Below are 18,257 nucleotides of genomic sequence, written 5' to 3'. Positions count from 1 at the left end.
AAAATAAACAGGTTGCTTTTCAAAGCAGCCTGTTTTTGTAAAATAAGTATATTTACAACTATACGGATCACTTAGGAAATGTACGATTAAGTTATATGAACAGCGAATCCGGAATAGAGATTATTGAAGAAAGTAATTATTATCCGTTTGGGCTGAAGCATGAGGGATATAATACTTCGGTTGGAAATGCGGCGTATCAGTACAAGTACAATGGTAAGGAGCTGCAAGGAGACAGGTATGTACGATTATGGGGCGAGAATGTATATGCCGGATCTGGGAAGATGGGGAGTAATTGATCCCCTTGCAGAAACTTTGAGAAGATGGAGTACTTACACTTATGCATTTAATAATCCAATAAGATTTATTGATCCGGATGGAAGACAAGGGACGGATTTTGTCCAGAGAAAAGACGGTTCTATTTATTGGGATAAAAATGCAAATTCCCAAGCCACAACTAAAGCGGGAGAAACTTATTTAGGAAAGGAATTAACATTTAACTTTACTAGCTATATTGATGGTAAGCTTTGGGATGGTCCTTTAAATGGAATAGTAGATGCTTCTGGTGTTAAACTAACAAGTACTTTAAAATTAACAGCGGGAGAAAATGATGCAGGAGAATTAACAAGTTTGTCAGGAAGTTTTGAATCTAAGCCTGGTGATACCCCAGTTGGTGCACCAAGAATGTTCTATCCTGGAGAAGGAGGAAGTAATAATATTTTTGGAATGACTCCTACATCAACAGGGATTAATACAAGTTTTGAACAGCATGCAAGTGTATCTCCAATTGAAGAATTTGGATTACATTATTGGTTTTAAAAGTAGATGTAGCTCAAAAATTAAATATTAATTATAATAGTAGTAATGGGAGTCTTTCGGTAGATGCTTATACGAATGTTTTTCCTTCTGCTAGTCTAACAGTTTCTGGTAGTGGTAACACTTCTAAATTAATGCAGTATAATCAGCCATCTTTTCCAGGAACTCATAGTGCAACTAAAGGATTTTCTGGTATGAATCCATTTAAAGATAGTAGAGGGAACTATGTTCGCCCTTCAGAAAATACCGTAACAAGGCCTAAGCCAATAAATGATTTTTCATATTATCCATCACGCTTTTATAAAAGAAACTAATATGTTTAAAGCCACTCTTATTAATAGTTTTTTATATGCAACAATAAAGTATATTATTTTCTTTATTGTGCTTGCTTTTATTGGAAATCGATTTAAGCATATTGTATTAGATAATGCAAAAACATCATCTGAAATATTTAGTCTTACTTTAAATTATATTTTACATGTGTCAATATATATGATACCGTTAATATTAATCTTTAGTTTTCCTATATATTTCATAATGAAAATAAAAAAAAGCGTATTCTTTTTACTTTCTATAGTATTATTTTTTATAGGAGAATATTATTTTTATACATATTTATATGCTCCTTCGAATAAAATTTTAGGGATTTATAATATTATAATCAGTATAATCTTATTATTAGTTTTTTTCTATAAGGTTATTCGTTCAAAATTTATAGAGCCATAGTGACTAGTCCTAAATAACGTTACAGATTACTAAGATACTAATATTTATGATATAGTTGTTGGATAATCCCGGCAACTATATTTGTTTTTATATAAGTTCTTATTTCACACTATTTTGTTTGTGCACCCAGCTGGCGCAAGCGTCACGCTTGTACCAAGAATAAAAACAAACCTTCGCAATAGTGAAGATTTTTGTTTTATAGCTTGAAATAAATGTAAAATTAAAAAATATTAGATAGTACGGGAGAGTAAATTTACTTCAACCTATCCGGATTCTGTTTCAAAAAACTTTCCCAGCCGGAATATGATTTTGTATCCGTCAGGGTTCCGGAATTGAAATGATGACATACCGCTACGGCTAATCCATCGGAAGCATCTAAATATTTGGTTGGAAATTCTTTTAATTTAAGAAGGTTTTGCAACATCCCCGCGACCTGTTCTTTACTGGCATTTCCATTTCCGGTTATTGCCATTTTAATTTTTTTTGGAGAATATTCGGTAATGGGAATATTTCTGTAGAGACTGGCAGCCATGGCAACGCCTTGTGCACGGCCCAGTTTCAGCATACTTTGTACGTTTTTCCCATAAAATGGAGCCTCCAAGGCTACTTCATCAGGATGAAATTCATCAATAAGAGCCAAGGTTTTGTCAAAAATATACTTGAGCTTGGTTTCGTGATTGGGATATTTTTTTAAAATCAGTTCATGAATGGAGATCATTTCCATTTTACCTTTTGTAACGGAAATAAGACCAAACCCCATAATAGCGGTACCCGGGTCAATGCCTAAAATTATTTTCTCTGAAATCATTGGTTCAAAGATATGACATTCTAAGCTTTTCCGGATATGAAAAAATATACTAAAGGCTCCTCATTGTATCAGAAACTTTATTAACTTTAAATAAAAATGATTATGAAAAATTTACTTAATTTTTTTATTGTTCCCGTCTTTATGTTCTGTAGCTTTCAGAAAGAGAGTGCTTTATCTTTATCACGGGAAACGGAATCCGGGAAAATAGCCGCGGTAAGCGACAGCATTATCTATCTGTTTTTTAAAGTGAATAAAGACCGGCCAGGAAATGATCAGATTGCCCTCCAGGAAAGCAAAATTACTAGCGGGAAATTAAAGGCAGTTCCTGTGTTTGATAAAAAAGAAGCGCAAAACGGGGATCTTATTATTACAATATCAGCAGAAGACGGAAGTGAAATTGCGCAACAGCTGGTAAAAAATCCGCTGAAGCCTGAACTGGAGGTCTATGAAAAAGAAGGAATCACCAGACACCAGGCTTCTCTTCAAAACGCTGAATTCAGTGTGAGGTTTTCCTTTTCTGAAAATGTCAGGAATCTGAAAATAGAAAAAATTACTGAGAAAGGAGCTCAGGTTATATTCACCCAAAAACTATCATCATGAAAAAAGTTTTATTATCTCTTCTTATAGGAAGCAGCTATGCTGCACAAGTATTTGAGACGGTTCCGCTTTTGCAGAATGGAACCAATGATAAAAGAGTGGTGATTGCTGTTTTAGGAGATGGATTTACCACTGCACAGCAAAATAATTTTGTAACGTCGGCACAGGCTACAGTGAATTATCTTTTTACCAAGAGCCCATATACCGAATATAAAAACTATTTCAATGCCTACGCTATAAAAGTAATCTCCGCAGAAACAGGAGTAAAACACCCGGGAACAGCTACTGATGTTGCAGAACCTGTAATTCCGGTATCCAATCCTAATAATTACCTGGGTTCTACTTTTGATGTGGGAGTTCATAGATGTATTTACAGTAATACAACGAATAAAGTAGGGCAGGTACTGGCAGCTAACGTTCCTGATTATGATATTACCTACGTCCTGGGAAACTCCACAGAATATGGAGGATGTGGAGGGACATACGCTTTTGCTTCTTTAAATAATTCATCAAATGAGATTGTCGTTCATGAACTTGGGCATTCCTTTGGAAAGCTAGCAGATGAATATTGGTTTGCAGGCTCTCTGGAATCTCCCAATAAAACCCAGACATCCAATCCTGCTACAATAAAATGGAAAAACTGGATAGGCTTAAATGCAGTAGGAGTTTACCCTCATGCCGAGAGCCCTACCTGGTTCCGGCCTCATCAAAGCTGTGAAATGAGGTATCTTAACCAGCAATTCTGTTCTGTTTGTAAAGAAGCGATTATAGAGAAGATTCATAGCCTGGTTTCCCCGGTAGACTCCTATACACCTGCCAACAGTTCCTCTGTTGACGGTACATCCGATATTACTTTTACCGTTAATGAAATTCTTCCGGTGCCCAATACGCTGGTGAATTCCTGGAAACTGAACGGAACAGCCATTAATACAACAAACTCCACACTGACACTTACTCCCTCACAGCTGAACAACGGAAACAATACCCTGATTTTTTCGGTAACAGATAATAATCCGCTTCTGAAAGTAAATAACCATAGTACCCTTCATTTTACCAATATCACCTGGACAATCAGTAAGTCTACTCTTGGAGTTGCAGAAGTGAAGGCAGAAGAAAGAAGATACAGCATCTATCCCAATCCGACAGATGGAGAATTCCGTATTAAAGGGAAAAAGGATTTTGCAAAAGATGTGAAAGTTGAAGTTTATGATAGCTCAGGAAGAAAAATTCCGGTAAAATTTGAGAGGAAAGACAGCACTGCAATATCAGTCGATATTAAAACTGCCCCTTCTGGAGTTTATATGCTCAATATGATAGAAAACAAAGATTTAATATTATCCCAGAAAATAATAAAAGAATAAAACATAAAGCCGGCTAACAGCCGGCTTTATCATGTAAGTAGCTTTTCCGCAATAGGAGTCCATTTTCCATCATGACGGAGAAGGAGTATTTCGTCAACTATAAATTTAGTTTTGTATTCGAGCTTTTGATACTTTTCCCAAGCCTTTAAATAATTCTCCCATGTAAGGTCCCTGTATCCTACGGTCATATGAGGAGTAAAAGAATACTGTTTAAAGTTGAATTGCTGCCTCACCCTGCGTTGAAGATCAGTTAAATCAGAATTGTTTTCCGGATGAACAAAAATCACCGGGTTCTTAGGGTTGGGGAAACTGCCAAATCCGTTAAGTTCAACTTCAAAAGGAGGTCGATGGGTGTTAATCTTTTCAAATGCTGTAAAAACATCACTTTCCAATTCAGCTTCCCTGAAAAAAGGCGGAAAAAGGGTGATATGGGCATCATTTTTTAATGCTTTGGAAGTTCCATAGCTGATGGCCAGATCCCTCTTAAAGTTCCTTACTTCCTCTATAATTTCCTGAGGCGGATAAATGGCAATGAAATACAGTTTTTTCATCCTATAAATAATGGGATAAAAATACTTATTTTTTCTCCTTCAGCTGTATCAAAGTGCTTTCTAAGTTGTCTGTAATCTTTTTTACTTCAATATGGGGCTTAAAGATCATTCCTTTTCCTTTTTCTTCATCTGCAATATTGGAAAGGATAATAATGGAAGTCTTCGTTTCAGGATAATAAATATTTAAAGAAGGTGATCCTTTTACATATCCGCTGTGAAAATAAGCGGCAGGATTTCCGATATTCAGCATAATCCCGTAAGCATACCCCATTTTTCCAAAGACAGCGTGATGTCTTTCTGCACTTTTAGCCATAAATAATGTAAGGGTTTCGGGTTTTAAAATCTTTCCGCTATAAAGAGCATTGTTCCAATGATGAAGGTCCTGAATGGTAGAAAGAATTCCCCCTGCCGGAGTTCCGATTTCTTTACCTCCCAATCTTTTGGGCATATTCGGAACCTCTTGTTGTATGCCGGCATTGCCAAGATAAGCGCTGGCAAAATGATTGCCTTTAAAAACATCACCTGTGGAAGAATGAGCCATTCCTGCTTTTTTAAATAGTTCCCGTACGTTTTCATCATAAGATTTCCCTGTTACGGTCTCAACGATTTTGCCCAGTGCATTGAACCCGTCGTTAGAATAGAAAAAATCTGAACCGCTTTTAAACATTAGTTTTCCACCCAGAAGGTTTAATCCTGAAGTATGATTCAAAAGCTGATGGATGGTAATATTCTCATAATCCTTATTTTTAAACTCCTTGAGGTACTGGGAAGCTTTATCTGTAACATTCAATTTTCCTTGTTCCATTTGAAGTAATACCAGGACAGCGGTGAATTGTTTACTTACCGATCCGATGGCAAAAATGGTATTGCTGTCAATCTTTGTTTTTCTCTTAAAATCCGAATAGCCGTTTTCCTTTCCATAAAGCTGCAATGAATCTTTAAAAACAGCAATACTGCCATTGAAGCGGTATTTTTTAAAAACAGAATCAATCTGATGTTCCAGAAGGGTTTTTTGAAAAGCGGTAATGGTAGAATCGATAATCGCATTTTTATCCAGAGGGGCCTTGGAAGGTTCAGTTTTGCAGGAAAATAAAAAGCACAGAAGCAGAATGAAGGTTAAATTTTTTATCACGGGTGTTTATTAAAAGTTATCATTTTAAAGATAGTGAAATCTTAAAAAGTCTCAAAGGATGCAAATTCCATGCTAGATCCAGCCTGGAATAGTTTTTTTTATCCTGAGCATCTCCGCAATTCCGGGCACGTTTGCATATTCGTGATGTAAAAAGCAGATCTGGTTTATTTTGAAATCAGATCACAAAACCAGAAAGTGTATTCTCCATCTTTTTCTTCAGAATCCGTTTTTGGCCTAGGATAAGTCTTTTTTACCGTTTCTCCAATTTCAAATAGTATCGGATTCGTAAAGATAGGGCCATCAAAAGTGAATGTATGAAATTCGCCGTTTTCTCCGCAAGGATCTACATTTCCTGGTAAATCCTTAATGAAATTCTGATCAATGATCCTTCCGGCAAAGCTTTTATCAAGATAGGTCCCGTTAACGCAAGTGACAATAGTTTTAAATCCAAGGTCTAAAAATTCATGAATAAGATCCGGGGTGTTTTGCTTCCATAGTGGAAAAACAGCTTTCATACCGATGGACTGTAACTGGTTTTCGCGGTATTGTCGGAGATCTTCCAGAAAAATATCTCCAAAGATAGAGTGGGTAATTCCCTGTGACTGAATTCCGGAAATTGTATCTTTCATGATTTCCTGATATTCTTCCATTGAAGGCTCTTTAGGAAGCTCCATTTTTACCAGCGGAACTCCTATACTCGCAGCCTGCTGCTCCAGCAGGGAAACATGAACACCATGCATGGATATACGCTGAAACTCTTTATTAATGCTGGTTAAAAGTGTTGATACATCATATTGATCTTCCTGTAAGATCTTAAAAAGGGCAAGGGCGGAATCTTTTCCGCTGCTCCAGTTGAATAAAGCTTTTGGTTTCATGAAAAACAAATGTAAAATTTAAAATGAAATTTGTAACATTTCTGTGAGTTATATTGTCTAATCTTCATAAGAGATGTGAAAAATCTCTTATATTTAACAAAATTAAATAAAACACATGAAAAGTCTACTAATTGGGACTGCAGTCCTGTTTTTCACCGGAGCAGCCAACCCGGTATTTTCACAAAAGGCTGAAACTCCAAAATTCGTAAGTAACACAGAAGGTGTAAAAGAGTACACGCTTAATAATGGAATGAAAGTCCTTTTGATTCCGGATCCTTCGCAAAGCAATATGGTGGTTAATATCATCTATAATGTAGGTTCTAAGCATGAAGGTTATGGAGAAAAAGGAATGGCACATTTGCTTGAACATATGTTATTTAAGAGCACTAAAAAACTAGGTGATATTAAAAAACAATTATCGGATAAAGGAGGTGATGCGAATGGAACTACTTGGTATGACAGAACCAATTATTATGAAATTTTCCCGTCTAGTGATGAGAATCTTAAATGGGCACTGGAAATGGAAGCAGACAGAATGATCAATGCTACCATTCTGCAATCTGACCTGGATAAAGAATTTTCTGTAGTAAGAAACGAATTCGAAATCGGAGAAAATAATCCGGGGTCTGTTTTGATGGAAAGAATTGTCTCTACGGCTTACTTATGGCATAACTATGGAAACAGCACTATCGGAAGTAAAGAAGATATTGAGAGGGTAAAAGCTCCGACCCTTAGGAAGTTCTATGAAAAACATTACCAGCCGGACAATGCCACACTTATAGTAGCAGGTAAATTTGATGAAAAACAGGCTTTACAGTATGTTTCTCAATATTTCTCCGTTATTCCGAGACCTTCAAGGATATTGGATCAGACCTATACCGTGGAGCCGGCTCAGGATGGAGAACGTTTTGTAGAACTGAAGCGCTCAGGAGACAGCAAAATTGTAGGAGCACTTTATCATACCGCTCCTTATGCAGATAAAGACTACGCAGCTCTGGATGCATTATCAGAAATTTTAACAGCGGACCCTTCAGGATACTTATATAAGGCAATGATTGATTCCCATAAAGCGGCTTCAGTTTATTCCTATCAGCCAACTGTAAGAGATGCTGCCTATATGTATTTTGGTCTGGAAATTCCTGCAGAGAAAGATGTGAAGGCTGTAGAAAGTGATTTCAGGGCAGAACTGGATAAAATTGCAGCAATTAAATATACGGAACAGGATGTTGCCAGGGCTAAGGCTAAAATTTTAAAGCAAATTGAGAACAACAAAAATAACACGATCAATTATGCAATAGGACTGACAGAAATTGTAGGAGCAGGAAACTATAAACTGGCCATGTTATACCGTGATAATATTGAAAAACTGACGTTGGCAGACATTCAGAGGGTTGCGGATAAATATTTCAAAACCAACAACAGGACCGTTGGAGTATTTATACCTACCAAAGATGAAGTGAGAGTTAAAAATATTGAATATTCAGATGACCAGATTGCTTCTTTAACGAAAGATTATAAGGGGAAAGCACTGGAAAAAGAAGTGGCTCCTTTTGAAGCTAGTATTAAAAATCTCAAGGCTAATCTTTCTGAAGGAAAACTGAGCAATGGAATGAAATACGGAGTCATTAAAAAAGAAATTAAAGGAGGGAAAGTATTGGGAAGCTTCCGTTTCCCGGTAAGTAATGCTAAAGATTTAAATGGAAAGGCCAAGATTGGAGCTTTAATGGCTCAGGTGATGAAAACGGGTACCAAATCTCATACTAAAGAACAGATCCAGGATATGCTGGATCAATGGAAATCCAGTATAGGATTCTCATTCAGTGGCCAGACCTTGTATGCCAATGTGAGTACTTATAAAGAGCATTTACCCAAAGTAATGGGACTGATGAAAGAAATTCTTACAGAATCCACTTTCCCGGAAGCAGAATTGGTTAAAACAGTAAATGAGTACAATACTTATCTTGAAAGTTCTTTAAATGACCCTCAGGCGCTGGCATTTACCGAAATTGAAAAAATTACCTCCAGTTATCCTAAAGAAAGTATTTTTTATACACCATCCTTCAAAGAACAGATAGAAACAAATAAAACCATCAAAAGACAGGAGCTTGTAGATTTTTATAATAAGATTTTAGGAAGTAATAACGGAGTAGGGACAATGATCGGGGATCTGGATTCCAAGACAGTGTCTGCGTTAATGGAGGGCACATTTGGAAAATGGAATTCAAAATCGGATTATGAGAAAATTAAACCGGAACTCTTTACAACTAAAAAAGAAGATAAAGAATATATAACTCCTGATAAAGAAAATGGTGCTGCTGTTGGAAAAATCAGTTTTTCAATGGACAGGAAAAGTCCTGACTATCCGGCGCTGATTATTGCCAACGAAATGTTGGGTAGTGGAGGTTTCCTGACATCAAGAATTCCGATACGACTTCGTGAAAAAGAGGGTATCAGTTATGGGGCAGGTTCTTATATCAGTGTTCCATCCGATAATGATGTGGCGTCATGGGGATGGTATGCATTCTTTAACCCTACCAAGAAAGAAGCTGTAAATAAAGCATTGAAAGAAGAAGTCAATAAGGCGGTAAAAGAAGGATTCAGCGAAGAAGAATTAAAATCTAATTTAAATTCCTGGCTGACTTCCAGAAAAACAGGCTTAGGTAATGATAGCACTTTGATGGGATTGGTAAACAGTCAGCTTCAGTTTGGAATTCCGCTGGATGATTATGATGCATTGGAAGCTAAAGTCTCCGCATTGAAAGTAAGCCAGGTAAATGAAGTACTGAGAAAATACATCAGTGAAGATAAACTTACATCAGTTTTTGCAGGTGATTTTAATAAAAAATAACCACTGTAAAAACTGATAAAAATAAAACCGCAGAAACTTATCTGCGGTTTTTTGTGTTTTAGACCGGATTATTAATTTTTCACTTCCCTGATTGGGATAAATCCTCCATTCAGGTAGTCTATTTTCAATTCAAATGGTGTGGACACAGGACCCGAGGCGATTAATCCTCCTATAATTCCGAAAAAAGCCGAAGCCAGCATTACATTTCCTGTTTTTGCGGTACTTTTGACTTTTCCTGTAAAATAGTAATCCCCGTCTCTTTTTTCAGCTTTTGCAAACAGATCATCAGCGGAAGTATAAATGTACGGTTCCCCTTTGTAGACAATGGCATAATGACCATCCTTTTTTAACTCTTTTTCTTTTCCGTCAATCGTTTCATATATTTTAATGATCTTTGGAGCCTTTCCATAGAATTTGACATTGGTAATGGCTTTTTCAGGCTGCTGATCCCTGAAAGCCTCATAATCTTTATATACACCGTCTTTCAATTCCTGGGAATTGTAAAGACTGAATTTCTGCTTTTCAATACTGTCGAAATTCTTCAGGTCAGCAAAAGAATACTGATGGATAGTACCGGCTTTTTTAGAAATATTCCGGCTGATAAAATCACTTACCATTTCACTTCCTTTTTTCATGGTGGCTTTGGTTACATCCATGGAGGAGTGATCTATTACCTGATCTATTTTATCCAGATAGGAATAAGTGCCATCGTCGTTTTTTGCAAACAGGAAGGCTTGAAAATAGCAATAGCCATGCTCACTGAATGCACCTGTGGTTTCCGCAAAATACAGTTGTTTGAGGTATATTACAATATTGCCGTCTTCTGTATTATCACCGTTGATATGATCCAGAAGCTTTTGGAACTGGTCGCTTAAATGAGTAGTGGGAACAACTCTGGCTTTTGTATTAAAGGCGCCTTTCTGGACAATTCCAAGGGAAGTAGTATCAATCCTGTTGTCGATCAATGTTATTGTTTTATAATAGCTTTTTTCTAATTTTTTATCCGGAAAACTTATGGAAAAATCTTCAGTGCGTTTTTGGGAAAAGGAAACCGAGGCTAAACATAAAGTAATTAAAAGTGAAATTCTCTTAAAGCTTTTCATGGGTAATTAATTTTGGAGTTAAATGTACAAAAAAACCTAACAGGATTCTGAATCCTGTTAGGTTTGTATTATATATCAGAAGATGAGGTGGACCTACATATTCCTTCTGTACTTACCACCTACTTCAAATAACGCATTGGTAATTTGTCCTAAAGAGCAGAACTTCACAGCATCAATCATTACCTCAAATAAGTTTTGTTGATTAATGGCTGCATGTTGTAATTTCTTCAGAGCCTCTTCAGATTTTCCTTCATTGGCTTTCTGGAAATTGTGAAGCGCTTCAATCTGGGCTTGCTTTTCTTCTTCAGTAGAACGGATAACTTCTCCCGGAAGTACAGTGGGAGAGCCATCCTTACCAAGGAAAGTATTTACTCCGATGATCGGATATTCCCCGGTATGTTTCAGCCATTCATAATGCATTGATTCTTCCTGGATCTTGGAACGCTGGTACATGGTTTCCATCGCTCCGAGAACACCTCCTCTTTCTGTGATTCTGTCGAATTCCGCATACACAGCTTCTTCTACTAAATCGGTTAATTCTTCAATAATAAAGGATCCCTGAAGAGGATTTTCGTTTTTAGCCAATCCCAATTCTTTATTGATGATCAGCTGAATGGCCATTGCCCTTCTTACGGATTGTTCGGTAGGAGTGGTAATCGCTTCATCATACGCATTGGTATGTAATGAGTTACAGTTGTCATAGATTGCATACAGCGCCTGAAGAGTGGTTCTGATATCATTGAAATCAATTTCCTGTGCATGAAGCGAACGCCCTGAAGTCTGGATGTGGTATTTCAACATCTGGCTTCTTTCGTCAGCCCCGTATTTCAGTTTCATGGCTTTTGCCCAGATTCTTCTTGCCACACGTCCGATTACTGAATATTCAGGATCAATACCATTGGAGAAGAAGAAAGACAGGTTTGGAGCGAAATCGTTGATATCCATTCCACGGCTCAGGTAATACTCTACATAGGTAAAACCATTAGCCAGCGTAAATGCCAGCTGGGAAACAGGATTTGCGCCTGCTTCGGCAATGTGATAACCTGAGATAGAAACCGAGTAGAAGTTTCTTACTTTTTCCTTGATAAAATATTCCTGAACATCACCCATTAATCTTAGTGCAAATTCAGTAGAAAATATACAGGTATTCTGAGCCTGGTCTTCCTTCAAAATATCAGCCTGAACAGTACCACGAACGGTAGCAATAGTTTTAGCCTTAATGTCAGCGTAAACGTCTGCCGGAACAATTTCGTCTCCTGTTAATCCTAAAAGCTGTAATCCCAATCCATTATTGGATGGTGGAAGTTCACCGTTATATTTTGGTCTTTCCAGGCCTTTGTCATCGAACTTTTCTTTAAGTTTGGCCTCAACTTTAGACTCTAACCCATTTTCTTTAATATATTTTTCAACATTCTGGTCGATGGCTGCATTCATAAAGAACGCCAATAGCATTGGAGCAGGCCCGTTGATTGTCATGGAAACGGACGTTAATGCATTCACCAGATCAAATCCTGAATAAAGCTTTTTAGCATCATCTAAAGTAGCAATGGAAACTCCCGCATTTCCGATTTTTCCGTAAATATCCGGTGGTAAAGCAGGGTCCTGTCCATACAATGTTACGGAGTCAAATGCTGTAGATAAACGTTTTGCAGGCATTTCTGCGGAAACGTAATGAAATCTTCTGTTGGTTCTTTCAGGACCACCTTCTCCTGCAAACATCCTTGTAGGGTCTTCTCCTGTTCTTTTGAACGGGTAAATCCCTGCTGTATAAGGGAAGCTTCCCGGAAGGTTTTCCTGGCCTTTCCATTTGATCAGATCTCCCCAGTCATGGTATTTTGGTAAGGCGATTTTTGGGATTCTTAAATGTGATAAAGACTCTGTTGAGGTTTCCACTTTAATCTCTTTTCCTCTTACAAAATAAGAATAAAACTCTTCATGGAAAGCCTTTTTCGTATCGTCCCAGGTTTTCAGGAAATCAATGTTTTCTTGTTGAAGCTCTTTTTCTGCCTTTTGATATTCAGCGTCCAGGGCTTCGTTAGAAATGATATTTTTAACGCCTTCAATATGATACATTTTCCTTGCAAGTTCAGCCTGTTTTTCAACATTGGCATCATATTGCTTGTTGTTTTCAACAATTTCAGACAGGTAACGTACTCTTTTGGGAGGGATGATGGTTACTTCATCAGTAATTTCCTGCTCAACGAAAGTATTTAAATGTAAACCGGCAAATTTTTCGTTTACTTTTGAAACCAGCCTGTTATAGAGCTCTGTGGTCCCATGGTCATTGAACTGAGATGCCTTGGTAGCATATACCGGCATATCTTCCAGTTGGCTTTCCCATAAAAGGTGGTTTCTCTGGAATTGCTTTCTTACCGCCTGAAGGGCATCAAGGGCACCCCGCTTATCAGATTTGTTTAAGGCAACCAGGTCAGCATAGTCTAGCATATCGATTTTTTCCAGCTGTGTGGAAGCACCATATTCAGGAGTCATGACATACATGGAAACATCTGCGAAGTCGGAAACCTCTGAGCCCGATTGTCCGATTCCTGAAGTTTCAAGAATGATAACATCCGGATGAGCCAGCTTTAAAACATTCAGAGCAGAATGAATAAATGGTGAAACAGACACGTTATTCTCTCTTGTTGCCATAGAGCGCATGTAAACCCGAGGGTCATTAATCGCATTCATACGGATCCTGTCTCCAAGAAGGGCACCTCCCGTTTTCTTTTTTGAAGGGTCAATAGAAATGATGGCAATCTTCTTATCAGTATTGGAACGCAGAAAACGTCTTACCAGTTCATCTGTCAACGAAGACTTTCCGGCTCCTCCGGTACCCGTGATACCAATGATCGGAATATTCAGGTCTTTTGATTTTTCGTCAATCGCTTTTACCAGTTCAGGTTTTTCTTCCGAAAAGTTTTCAACCGCAGAGATGATTTGAGCAATGCTTGATGGATTCTCAAAGCTGATATTTTCCAAATCTTTAGCCGTAACATCTTTTCCGGTAGCAAAATCCGACCTTTGCACCAAATCATCAATCATTCCCTGCAAGCCTAGCTCACGTCCGTCATCCGGGGAATAGATCCTGTCAATCCCGTAAGACATCAGATCTTTAATTTCTTCCGGCAGGATAACTCCGCCGCCGCCGCCAAAAATTTTGATTTGTGGTGAATTTTTTTCTCTTAGCAGGTCATAGATGTATTTAAAATATTCGTTGTGGCCTCCCTGATATGAAGTTAGCGCAATAGCATTGGCATCTTCCTGGATTGCTGTGTTCACAACTTCTTCTGCAGATTTGTCATGTCCAAGATGGATAACTTCGCATCCTGTTCCCTGGATGACACGACGCATAATATTGATCGCAGCATCATGCCCATCGAATAATGAGGCAGCAGTTACGATTCTTACTTTGTTGGTTGGAGTATATTTTTGGGTTTCCATAAAAATTCTAGAAAGTTTCTAAGTTTTCAAATATAATAATAAAAAAAGAACCTTGCGTTTGATTTTAAATTGTTGATTATCATTGTTTTAAATGAGTTTATTTAATTATGTTTTTCCAATTTTTGTTAAAGTTTAAAAGTTCGGTAGTTGCAGAATCAAAATAACATAGGGATTTTGTTTTCAAAATGATAGATTTTAAAATTCCTCAAATTAAAATTTTTACTTTTGCACCATATTTTACAGACATGCAAAAAGCTTTGATATATTTCGCTTTGGGAACAGTAGTAAGCTTCCTTATCAATTACTTCTTTTTAAGCTCACAAAATGTCGGGCTGGATATCTATTATGCCATTGCCTTTGGAGCGGCCTGGGGAACTGCCTACTATCTGGATACTCCTCGCTTTACCTTGCCACAGAAATTGGGATTATCTTTCGTTGTCATGGGAGTTCTTGTGTTGGCAGGCAGTTTAATGTTTGACCTGAAGCTGGCTGTTCCGTCGATTTTGAAATTTTCCACGGTTTTTGTAGCCTATTATTTATTTGCGAGTTTCAGGGGAAGTAAGTCATTAAGAAAATAAAAAGAAAATGAAGCTATCAAAAAGACAGCTTCATTTTTATTTTAATGAATCATCAGGAAACTTATCAAAGCGAGCCCGGCAACCAAAATCATAAAGGTAAAGAAATTAAGGGTAAATAATATTCCACCGATAATAAAGCTTACTATACCATGTGTGTGATACACACGCCGGTGGGCAATGAAGAAATAAGCTATTATATAGATCAGCAGAACACATAATAAAAGATATAAAATACTATTGAGAATACCAATATCCGTAAGGCTTGCCAGTTTTGCGATGAGAAATACAAACAGGATATTCAGTAAGAGAAACGAGAAATAATGCAGGGTAAAAATTCCATGGTCAAAATACCACCATCTTTTTTTATTGTGAAAAATCCATAAAAAGAACGCAAATAAGGGAAGATAAATGAAAAGAGCTTTTGGCAGGTTATGAAAAGATGTCTCCGACAGGCTCTTGACAATTTCAGCTTTTGTAACGCCTTTCTCTTTGAGTTCAAAAAATTTATGTGCTAAAGGCGTTTGGATAAAATCAAAAGCCGATGGGTTTTTAGCTGCTGCCGAGTCATAGGATTCTCTCGTTTTATAACCGCGGTATAAGACGTCCTTATCTATTTTTTCATCCATTTCAAGGGCATTCTGCAGATCATCTATTTTAGCTGAATCCGGTAATGCTCCAAGGGTTTTGATGGTGGCAGAATCTTCTTGGGTCAATATCGCGTCAGCTTTAATGCTATCTGTTATTTTCTTCGTGTCGAGGGCCTTTATTTTCTTGAAGATGCTGGCTTTATCCGGATCCCCGTTATTTTTATTATTGTTGAAATTAATAGTTACCAAAGGAAAAAGCGCAAAAACAAAAAAGGTGATAAAGCTGACAAAAATATACAGTTTTACAGGAGGTACAAACTTTTGTCTTTTCCCTTCAAGGTAAGTTCTGGTGAGAGCACCGGGTTTAAACATCAGATTTTTCAGGGTTCCCCAGAACTGCCCGTCATAATGCGTAAAATCTTCTATAAAATGAGTGAAAAGATAATAAAAAGGTTGGCGGGTTTCAATATTTTCCTGTCCGCAATGGGGGCAATATCTTTCTTCGACCTGATGTCCGCAGTTTAAGCAGGTTTTTTCTTCTCGAATCTTTCCGTGGCTCATGGTAAAACGTTTGCGGCAAATATAATTATTTCGGGTTATACAATAATTATATCGATAATCTTTTCCTGGAATCTTTAAAGAAAAATTAATAAAGAAAGAGCCGAGGGAAAAACTCTTTGCTTTATCAGTTGTGTTTTTAGAATCTTCTAAACTTTTTCATCGCTACACATTTTACAAGTTTTATGCCAAATGCTTAAAAAGTGTTAAAATCTATTAATACAACGCTCAATAAAGATTGTTATATAGATTAAATAAAATATGTTTTTGGGTTACAAAAATAATTTGTACCTTTGCACACCCTTTTAGGGGTAAATTATGTTTAATCTTTAACTAAAACGTGTGAATACATTAAGTTACAAAACTGTTTCAGCGAACAAAGCTACTGCTAATAAAGAATGGGTTGTGGTAGACGCTGAAGGACAGCCGTTAGGTAGATTAGCTTCTACGGTTGCAAAGATTTTGAGAGGTAAGCACAAAACGAATTTTACACCTCACGTAGATTGTGGTGATAACGTAATCGTTTTGAATGCTGGGAAAATTACACTTTCCGGAAACAAGTGGGCTGATAAGACTTATATCTGGCATACAGGATACCCTGGTGGACAGAAGTCTATGACTGCGGCTGAACTTCAAAAGAAAGATGCTTTAAAGGTATTGGAGAAATCTGTAAAAGGAATGTTGCCTAAAAACAGATTGGGAGCTGCTATCCTTAAAAATCTTTATTTATATGAAGGAACTGAGCACAAACATGAAGCTCAACAGCCTAAAACAATTAATGTTAACGAATTTAAATAATTAATATGTCTATAGTTCACAAAATCGGAAGAAGAAAAACTTCTGTAGCTAGAGTTTATGTAAAACCAGGTTCTGGAAACATTACAGTAAACGGTAAAGATGCTAAAGAATATTTCTCTACAGACGTAATGGTTTATAAATTAAATCAACCGTTTATCCTTTCTGAAACTGTTGGTCAGTATGACGTTACCGTAAACGTGTTCGGTGGTGGAAATACAGGTCAGGCAGAAGCTATCAGATTAGGTATTTCAAGAGCTTTATGCGAAATCAACGCTGAGTTCAGATTAGCATTAAAGCCTGCTGGTTTACTTACAAGAGACGCGAGAATGGTGGAAAGAAAGAAGCCAGGTCAGAAAAAAGCAAGAAAGAGATTCCAATTCTCAAAACGTTAAGATTTGCTGTTGGCGAATGGCTATTAGCTATTGGCTACAGAAATGTACTACATTTTATTTAAACTTAATCTCGGCGAAAAGCCTATTGTCAAAAGCAAAAAGCAAACCGCCAATTGCCCGTTACGTTTAGCATCCAAACGCTTCTCCCATCTAAAGAAGTTGTTGATTGTTTAAAAGACGGAAAGTAAACTAACAAAAACAGAAAACATGGCAAAAGCAAATGTAAAAGACCTTTTAGAGGCTGGCGTACACTTCGGTCACATGACTAGAAAGTGGAATCCAAATATGGCTCCATACATTTTTATGGAGAAAAACGGTATTCACATTGTAGACTTACATAAAACAGCAGTTAAATTGGATGAAGCGTGCAGCGCTTTAGAAAAATTAACTTCTGCAGGTAAAAAAGTTCTTTTCGTAGCTACTAAGAAGCAAGCGAAAGAAGTAGTGGCAAAACACGCTTCTGAACTTAATATGCCTTATATTACAGAAAGATGGCCAGGAGGTATGTTAACGAACTTCGTTACGATCAGAAAGGCGGTAAAGAAGATGAACTCTATCGACAAAATGAAAAAAGACGGTACGTTCGAAACTTTATCTAAAAAAGAAAGATTACAGGTAGACAGACAAAGAGCTAACCTAGAGAAAAACTTAGGTTCTATCGCTGACATGGTGAGACTTCCATCTGCTGTATTTGTAGTTGATATCTTAAGAGAGCACATCGCGGTAACTGAAGCTAAGAAACTTGGTATTCCGGTTTTCGGTATCGTTGATACAAACTCTGACCCTAGAAAAGTAGACTTCGTTATCCCAGGAAACGATGATGCTTCCAAGTCTATTGATATGATTCTTAGCGTAGTGTCTGAATCTATCAAAGAAGGTCAGTCTCAAAGAAAAGCTGATAAAGAAAAATCTAAAGAAGAAGGAGAAAAAGTATCTGCTGATACAGATGCTGATTTCGATGCAGAATAATTAAAGATTTTCTTTACTATAGAAAAACGCTGGATTTCGGTCCGGCGTTTTTTATTTTTATTTGTGCTTAGTTTATTTATATTACATTAAGGAATAGAAGAGAAGGCTTCTCAGGTGTTG

At 37.2% G+C, this 18,257-nt stretch carries 15 protein-coding genes and 1 pseudogene; 9 read left to right on the top strand and 7 right to left on the bottom strand.

The window, feature by feature from the left end; all coding sequences use genetic code 11:
* Positions 1-41 precede the first annotated feature (41 nt).
* Both OK18_RS21105 and OK18_RS05760 read left to right on the top strand, forming a co-directional pair.
* Positions 42-387: pseudogene (locus tag OK18_RS21105) on the top strand (RHS repeat-associated core domain-containing protein); the annotation flags it as partial.
* Positions 388-806: 419 nt separating this feature from the next.
* Complete coding sequence (locus tag OK18_RS05760) at positions 807-1,127, top strand: hypothetical protein (RefSeq protein WP_053327403.1); 321 nt, start codon at positions 807-809, stop codon at positions 1,125-1,127.
* 665 nt (positions 1,128-1,792) lie between these two features.
* Here OK18_RS05760 and ruvC read toward each other — a convergent pair.
* Positions 1,793-2,347, bottom strand: coding sequence for a crossover junction endodeoxyribonuclease RuvC (gene ruvC, locus OK18_RS05750; protein ID WP_050022466.1), 555 nt, complete (start codon positions 2,345-2,347; stop codon positions 1,793-1,795).
* Between the two features lie 102 nt (positions 2,348-2,449).
* Between ruvC and OK18_RS05745 the strand changes: the two genes are divergently transcribed.
* A complete protein-coding gene (locus tag OK18_RS05745) occupies positions 2,450-2,947 on the top strand; it encodes a hypothetical protein (RefSeq protein WP_156173230.1) in 498 nt (165 codons plus the stop codon).
* Positions 2,944-4,305 (top strand): M64 family metallopeptidase, encoded by a 1,362-nt coding sequence (locus tag OK18_RS05740; protein WP_053327400.1) that lies wholly within the window; start codon positions 2,944-2,946, stop codon positions 4,303-4,305. The genes OK18_RS05745 and OK18_RS05740 overlap by 4 nt, the downstream gene beginning before the upstream one ends.
* A 29-nt stretch (positions 4,306-4,334) precedes the next feature.
* Here OK18_RS05740 and OK18_RS05735 read toward each other — a convergent pair whose 3' ends face one another.
* From OK18_RS05735 to OK18_RS05725, 3 genes are all read right to left on the bottom strand, one after another.
* Positions 4,335-4,856 (bottom strand): 2'-5' RNA ligase family protein, encoded by a 522-nt coding sequence (locus OK18_RS05735; RefSeq protein WP_050022469.1) that lies wholly within the window; start codon positions 4,854-4,856, stop codon positions 4,335-4,337.
* Between the two features lie 25 nt (positions 4,857-4,881).
* Positions 4,882-5,988 (bottom strand): serine hydrolase domain-containing protein, encoded by a 1,107-nt coding sequence (locus OK18_RS05730; protein WP_053327399.1) that lies wholly within the window; start codon positions 5,986-5,988, stop codon positions 4,882-4,884.
* Positions 5,989-6,152: 164 nt separating this feature from the next.
* Positions 6,153-6,863, bottom strand: a complete 711-nt coding sequence (locus tag OK18_RS05725) for a Dph6-related ATP pyrophosphatase (RefSeq protein ID WP_053327398.1) — start codon at positions 6,861-6,863, stop codon at positions 6,153-6,155.
* A gap of 115 nt (positions 6,864-6,978) precedes the next feature.
* Here OK18_RS05725 and OK18_RS05720 point away from each other — a divergent pair, with 115 nt between their 5' ends.
* A complete protein-coding gene (locus tag OK18_RS05720) occupies positions 6,979-9,711 on the top strand; it encodes a M16 family metallopeptidase (RefSeq protein ID WP_053327397.1) in 2,733 nt (910 codons plus the stop codon).
* A 71-nt stretch (positions 9,712-9,782) separates the two neighbouring features.
* On the opposite strand, the gene OK18_RS05715 is transcribed toward OK18_RS05720, so the two are convergent.
* Together OK18_RS05715 and OK18_RS05710 are read right to left on the bottom strand one after the other, a co-directional pair.
* Positions 9,783-10,814 (bottom strand): hypothetical protein, encoded by a 1,032-nt coding sequence (locus tag OK18_RS05715; protein ID WP_053327396.1) that lies wholly within the window; start codon positions 10,812-10,814, stop codon positions 9,783-9,785.
* Between the two features lie 93 nt (positions 10,815-10,907).
* Positions 10,908-14,255 (bottom strand): methylmalonyl-CoA mutase family protein, encoded by a 3,348-nt coding sequence (locus OK18_RS05710; RefSeq protein WP_053327395.1) that lies wholly within the window; start codon positions 14,253-14,255, stop codon positions 10,908-10,910.
* A 245-nt stretch (positions 14,256-14,500) separates the two neighbouring features.
* On the opposite strand from OK18_RS05710, the gene OK18_RS05705 reads away from it, so the two are divergent.
* Positions 14,501-14,833 carry a hypothetical protein gene (locus tag OK18_RS05705; protein ID WP_050022485.1) on the top strand — a complete coding sequence of 111 codons (333 nt, stop codon included), beginning with the start codon at positions 14,501-14,503 and terminating at the stop codon, positions 14,831-14,833.
* 41 nt (positions 14,834-14,874) lie between these two features.
* Here OK18_RS05705 and OK18_RS05700 read toward each other — a convergent pair whose 3' ends face one another.
* Positions 14,875-15,981, bottom strand: a complete 1,107-nt coding sequence (locus OK18_RS05700) for a DUF3667 domain-containing protein (protein WP_053327394.1) — start codon at positions 15,979-15,981, stop codon at positions 14,875-14,877.
* Positions 15,982-16,320: 339 nt separating this feature from the next.
* Here OK18_RS05700 and rplM point away from each other — a divergent pair, with 339 nt between their 5' ends.
* The 3 genes from rplM (at position 16,321) to rpsB (ending at position 18,137) form a co-directional block, all read left to right on the top strand.
* Positions 16,321-16,776 carry a 50S ribosomal protein L13 gene (gene rplM, locus OK18_RS05695; RefSeq protein WP_050022474.1) on the top strand — a complete coding sequence of 152 codons (456 nt, stop codon included), beginning with the start codon at positions 16,321-16,323 and terminating at the stop codon, positions 16,774-16,776.
* Positions 16,777-16,781: 5 nt separating this feature from the next.
* Entirely contained in the window at positions 16,782-17,168 is a 387-nt protein-coding gene (gene rpsI / locus OK18_RS05690; protein WP_007843277.1) for a 30S ribosomal protein S9, read from the top strand.
* Between the two features lie 207 nt (positions 17,169-17,375).
* Complete coding sequence (gene rpsB, locus OK18_RS05685; RefSeq protein WP_034692922.1) at positions 17,376-18,137, top strand: 30S ribosomal protein S2; 762 nt, start codon at positions 17,376-17,378, stop codon at positions 18,135-18,137.
* Positions 18,138-18,257: the final 120 nt, after the last annotated feature.

Source organism: Chryseobacterium gallinarum (assembly GCF_001021975.1).
In the GTDB taxonomy this organism is placed as follows: domain Bacteria; phylum Bacteroidota; class Bacteroidia; order Flavobacteriales; family Weeksellaceae; genus Chryseobacterium; species Chryseobacterium gallinarum.
This window is presented reverse-complemented; position numbering and strand designations above follow the sequence as displayed.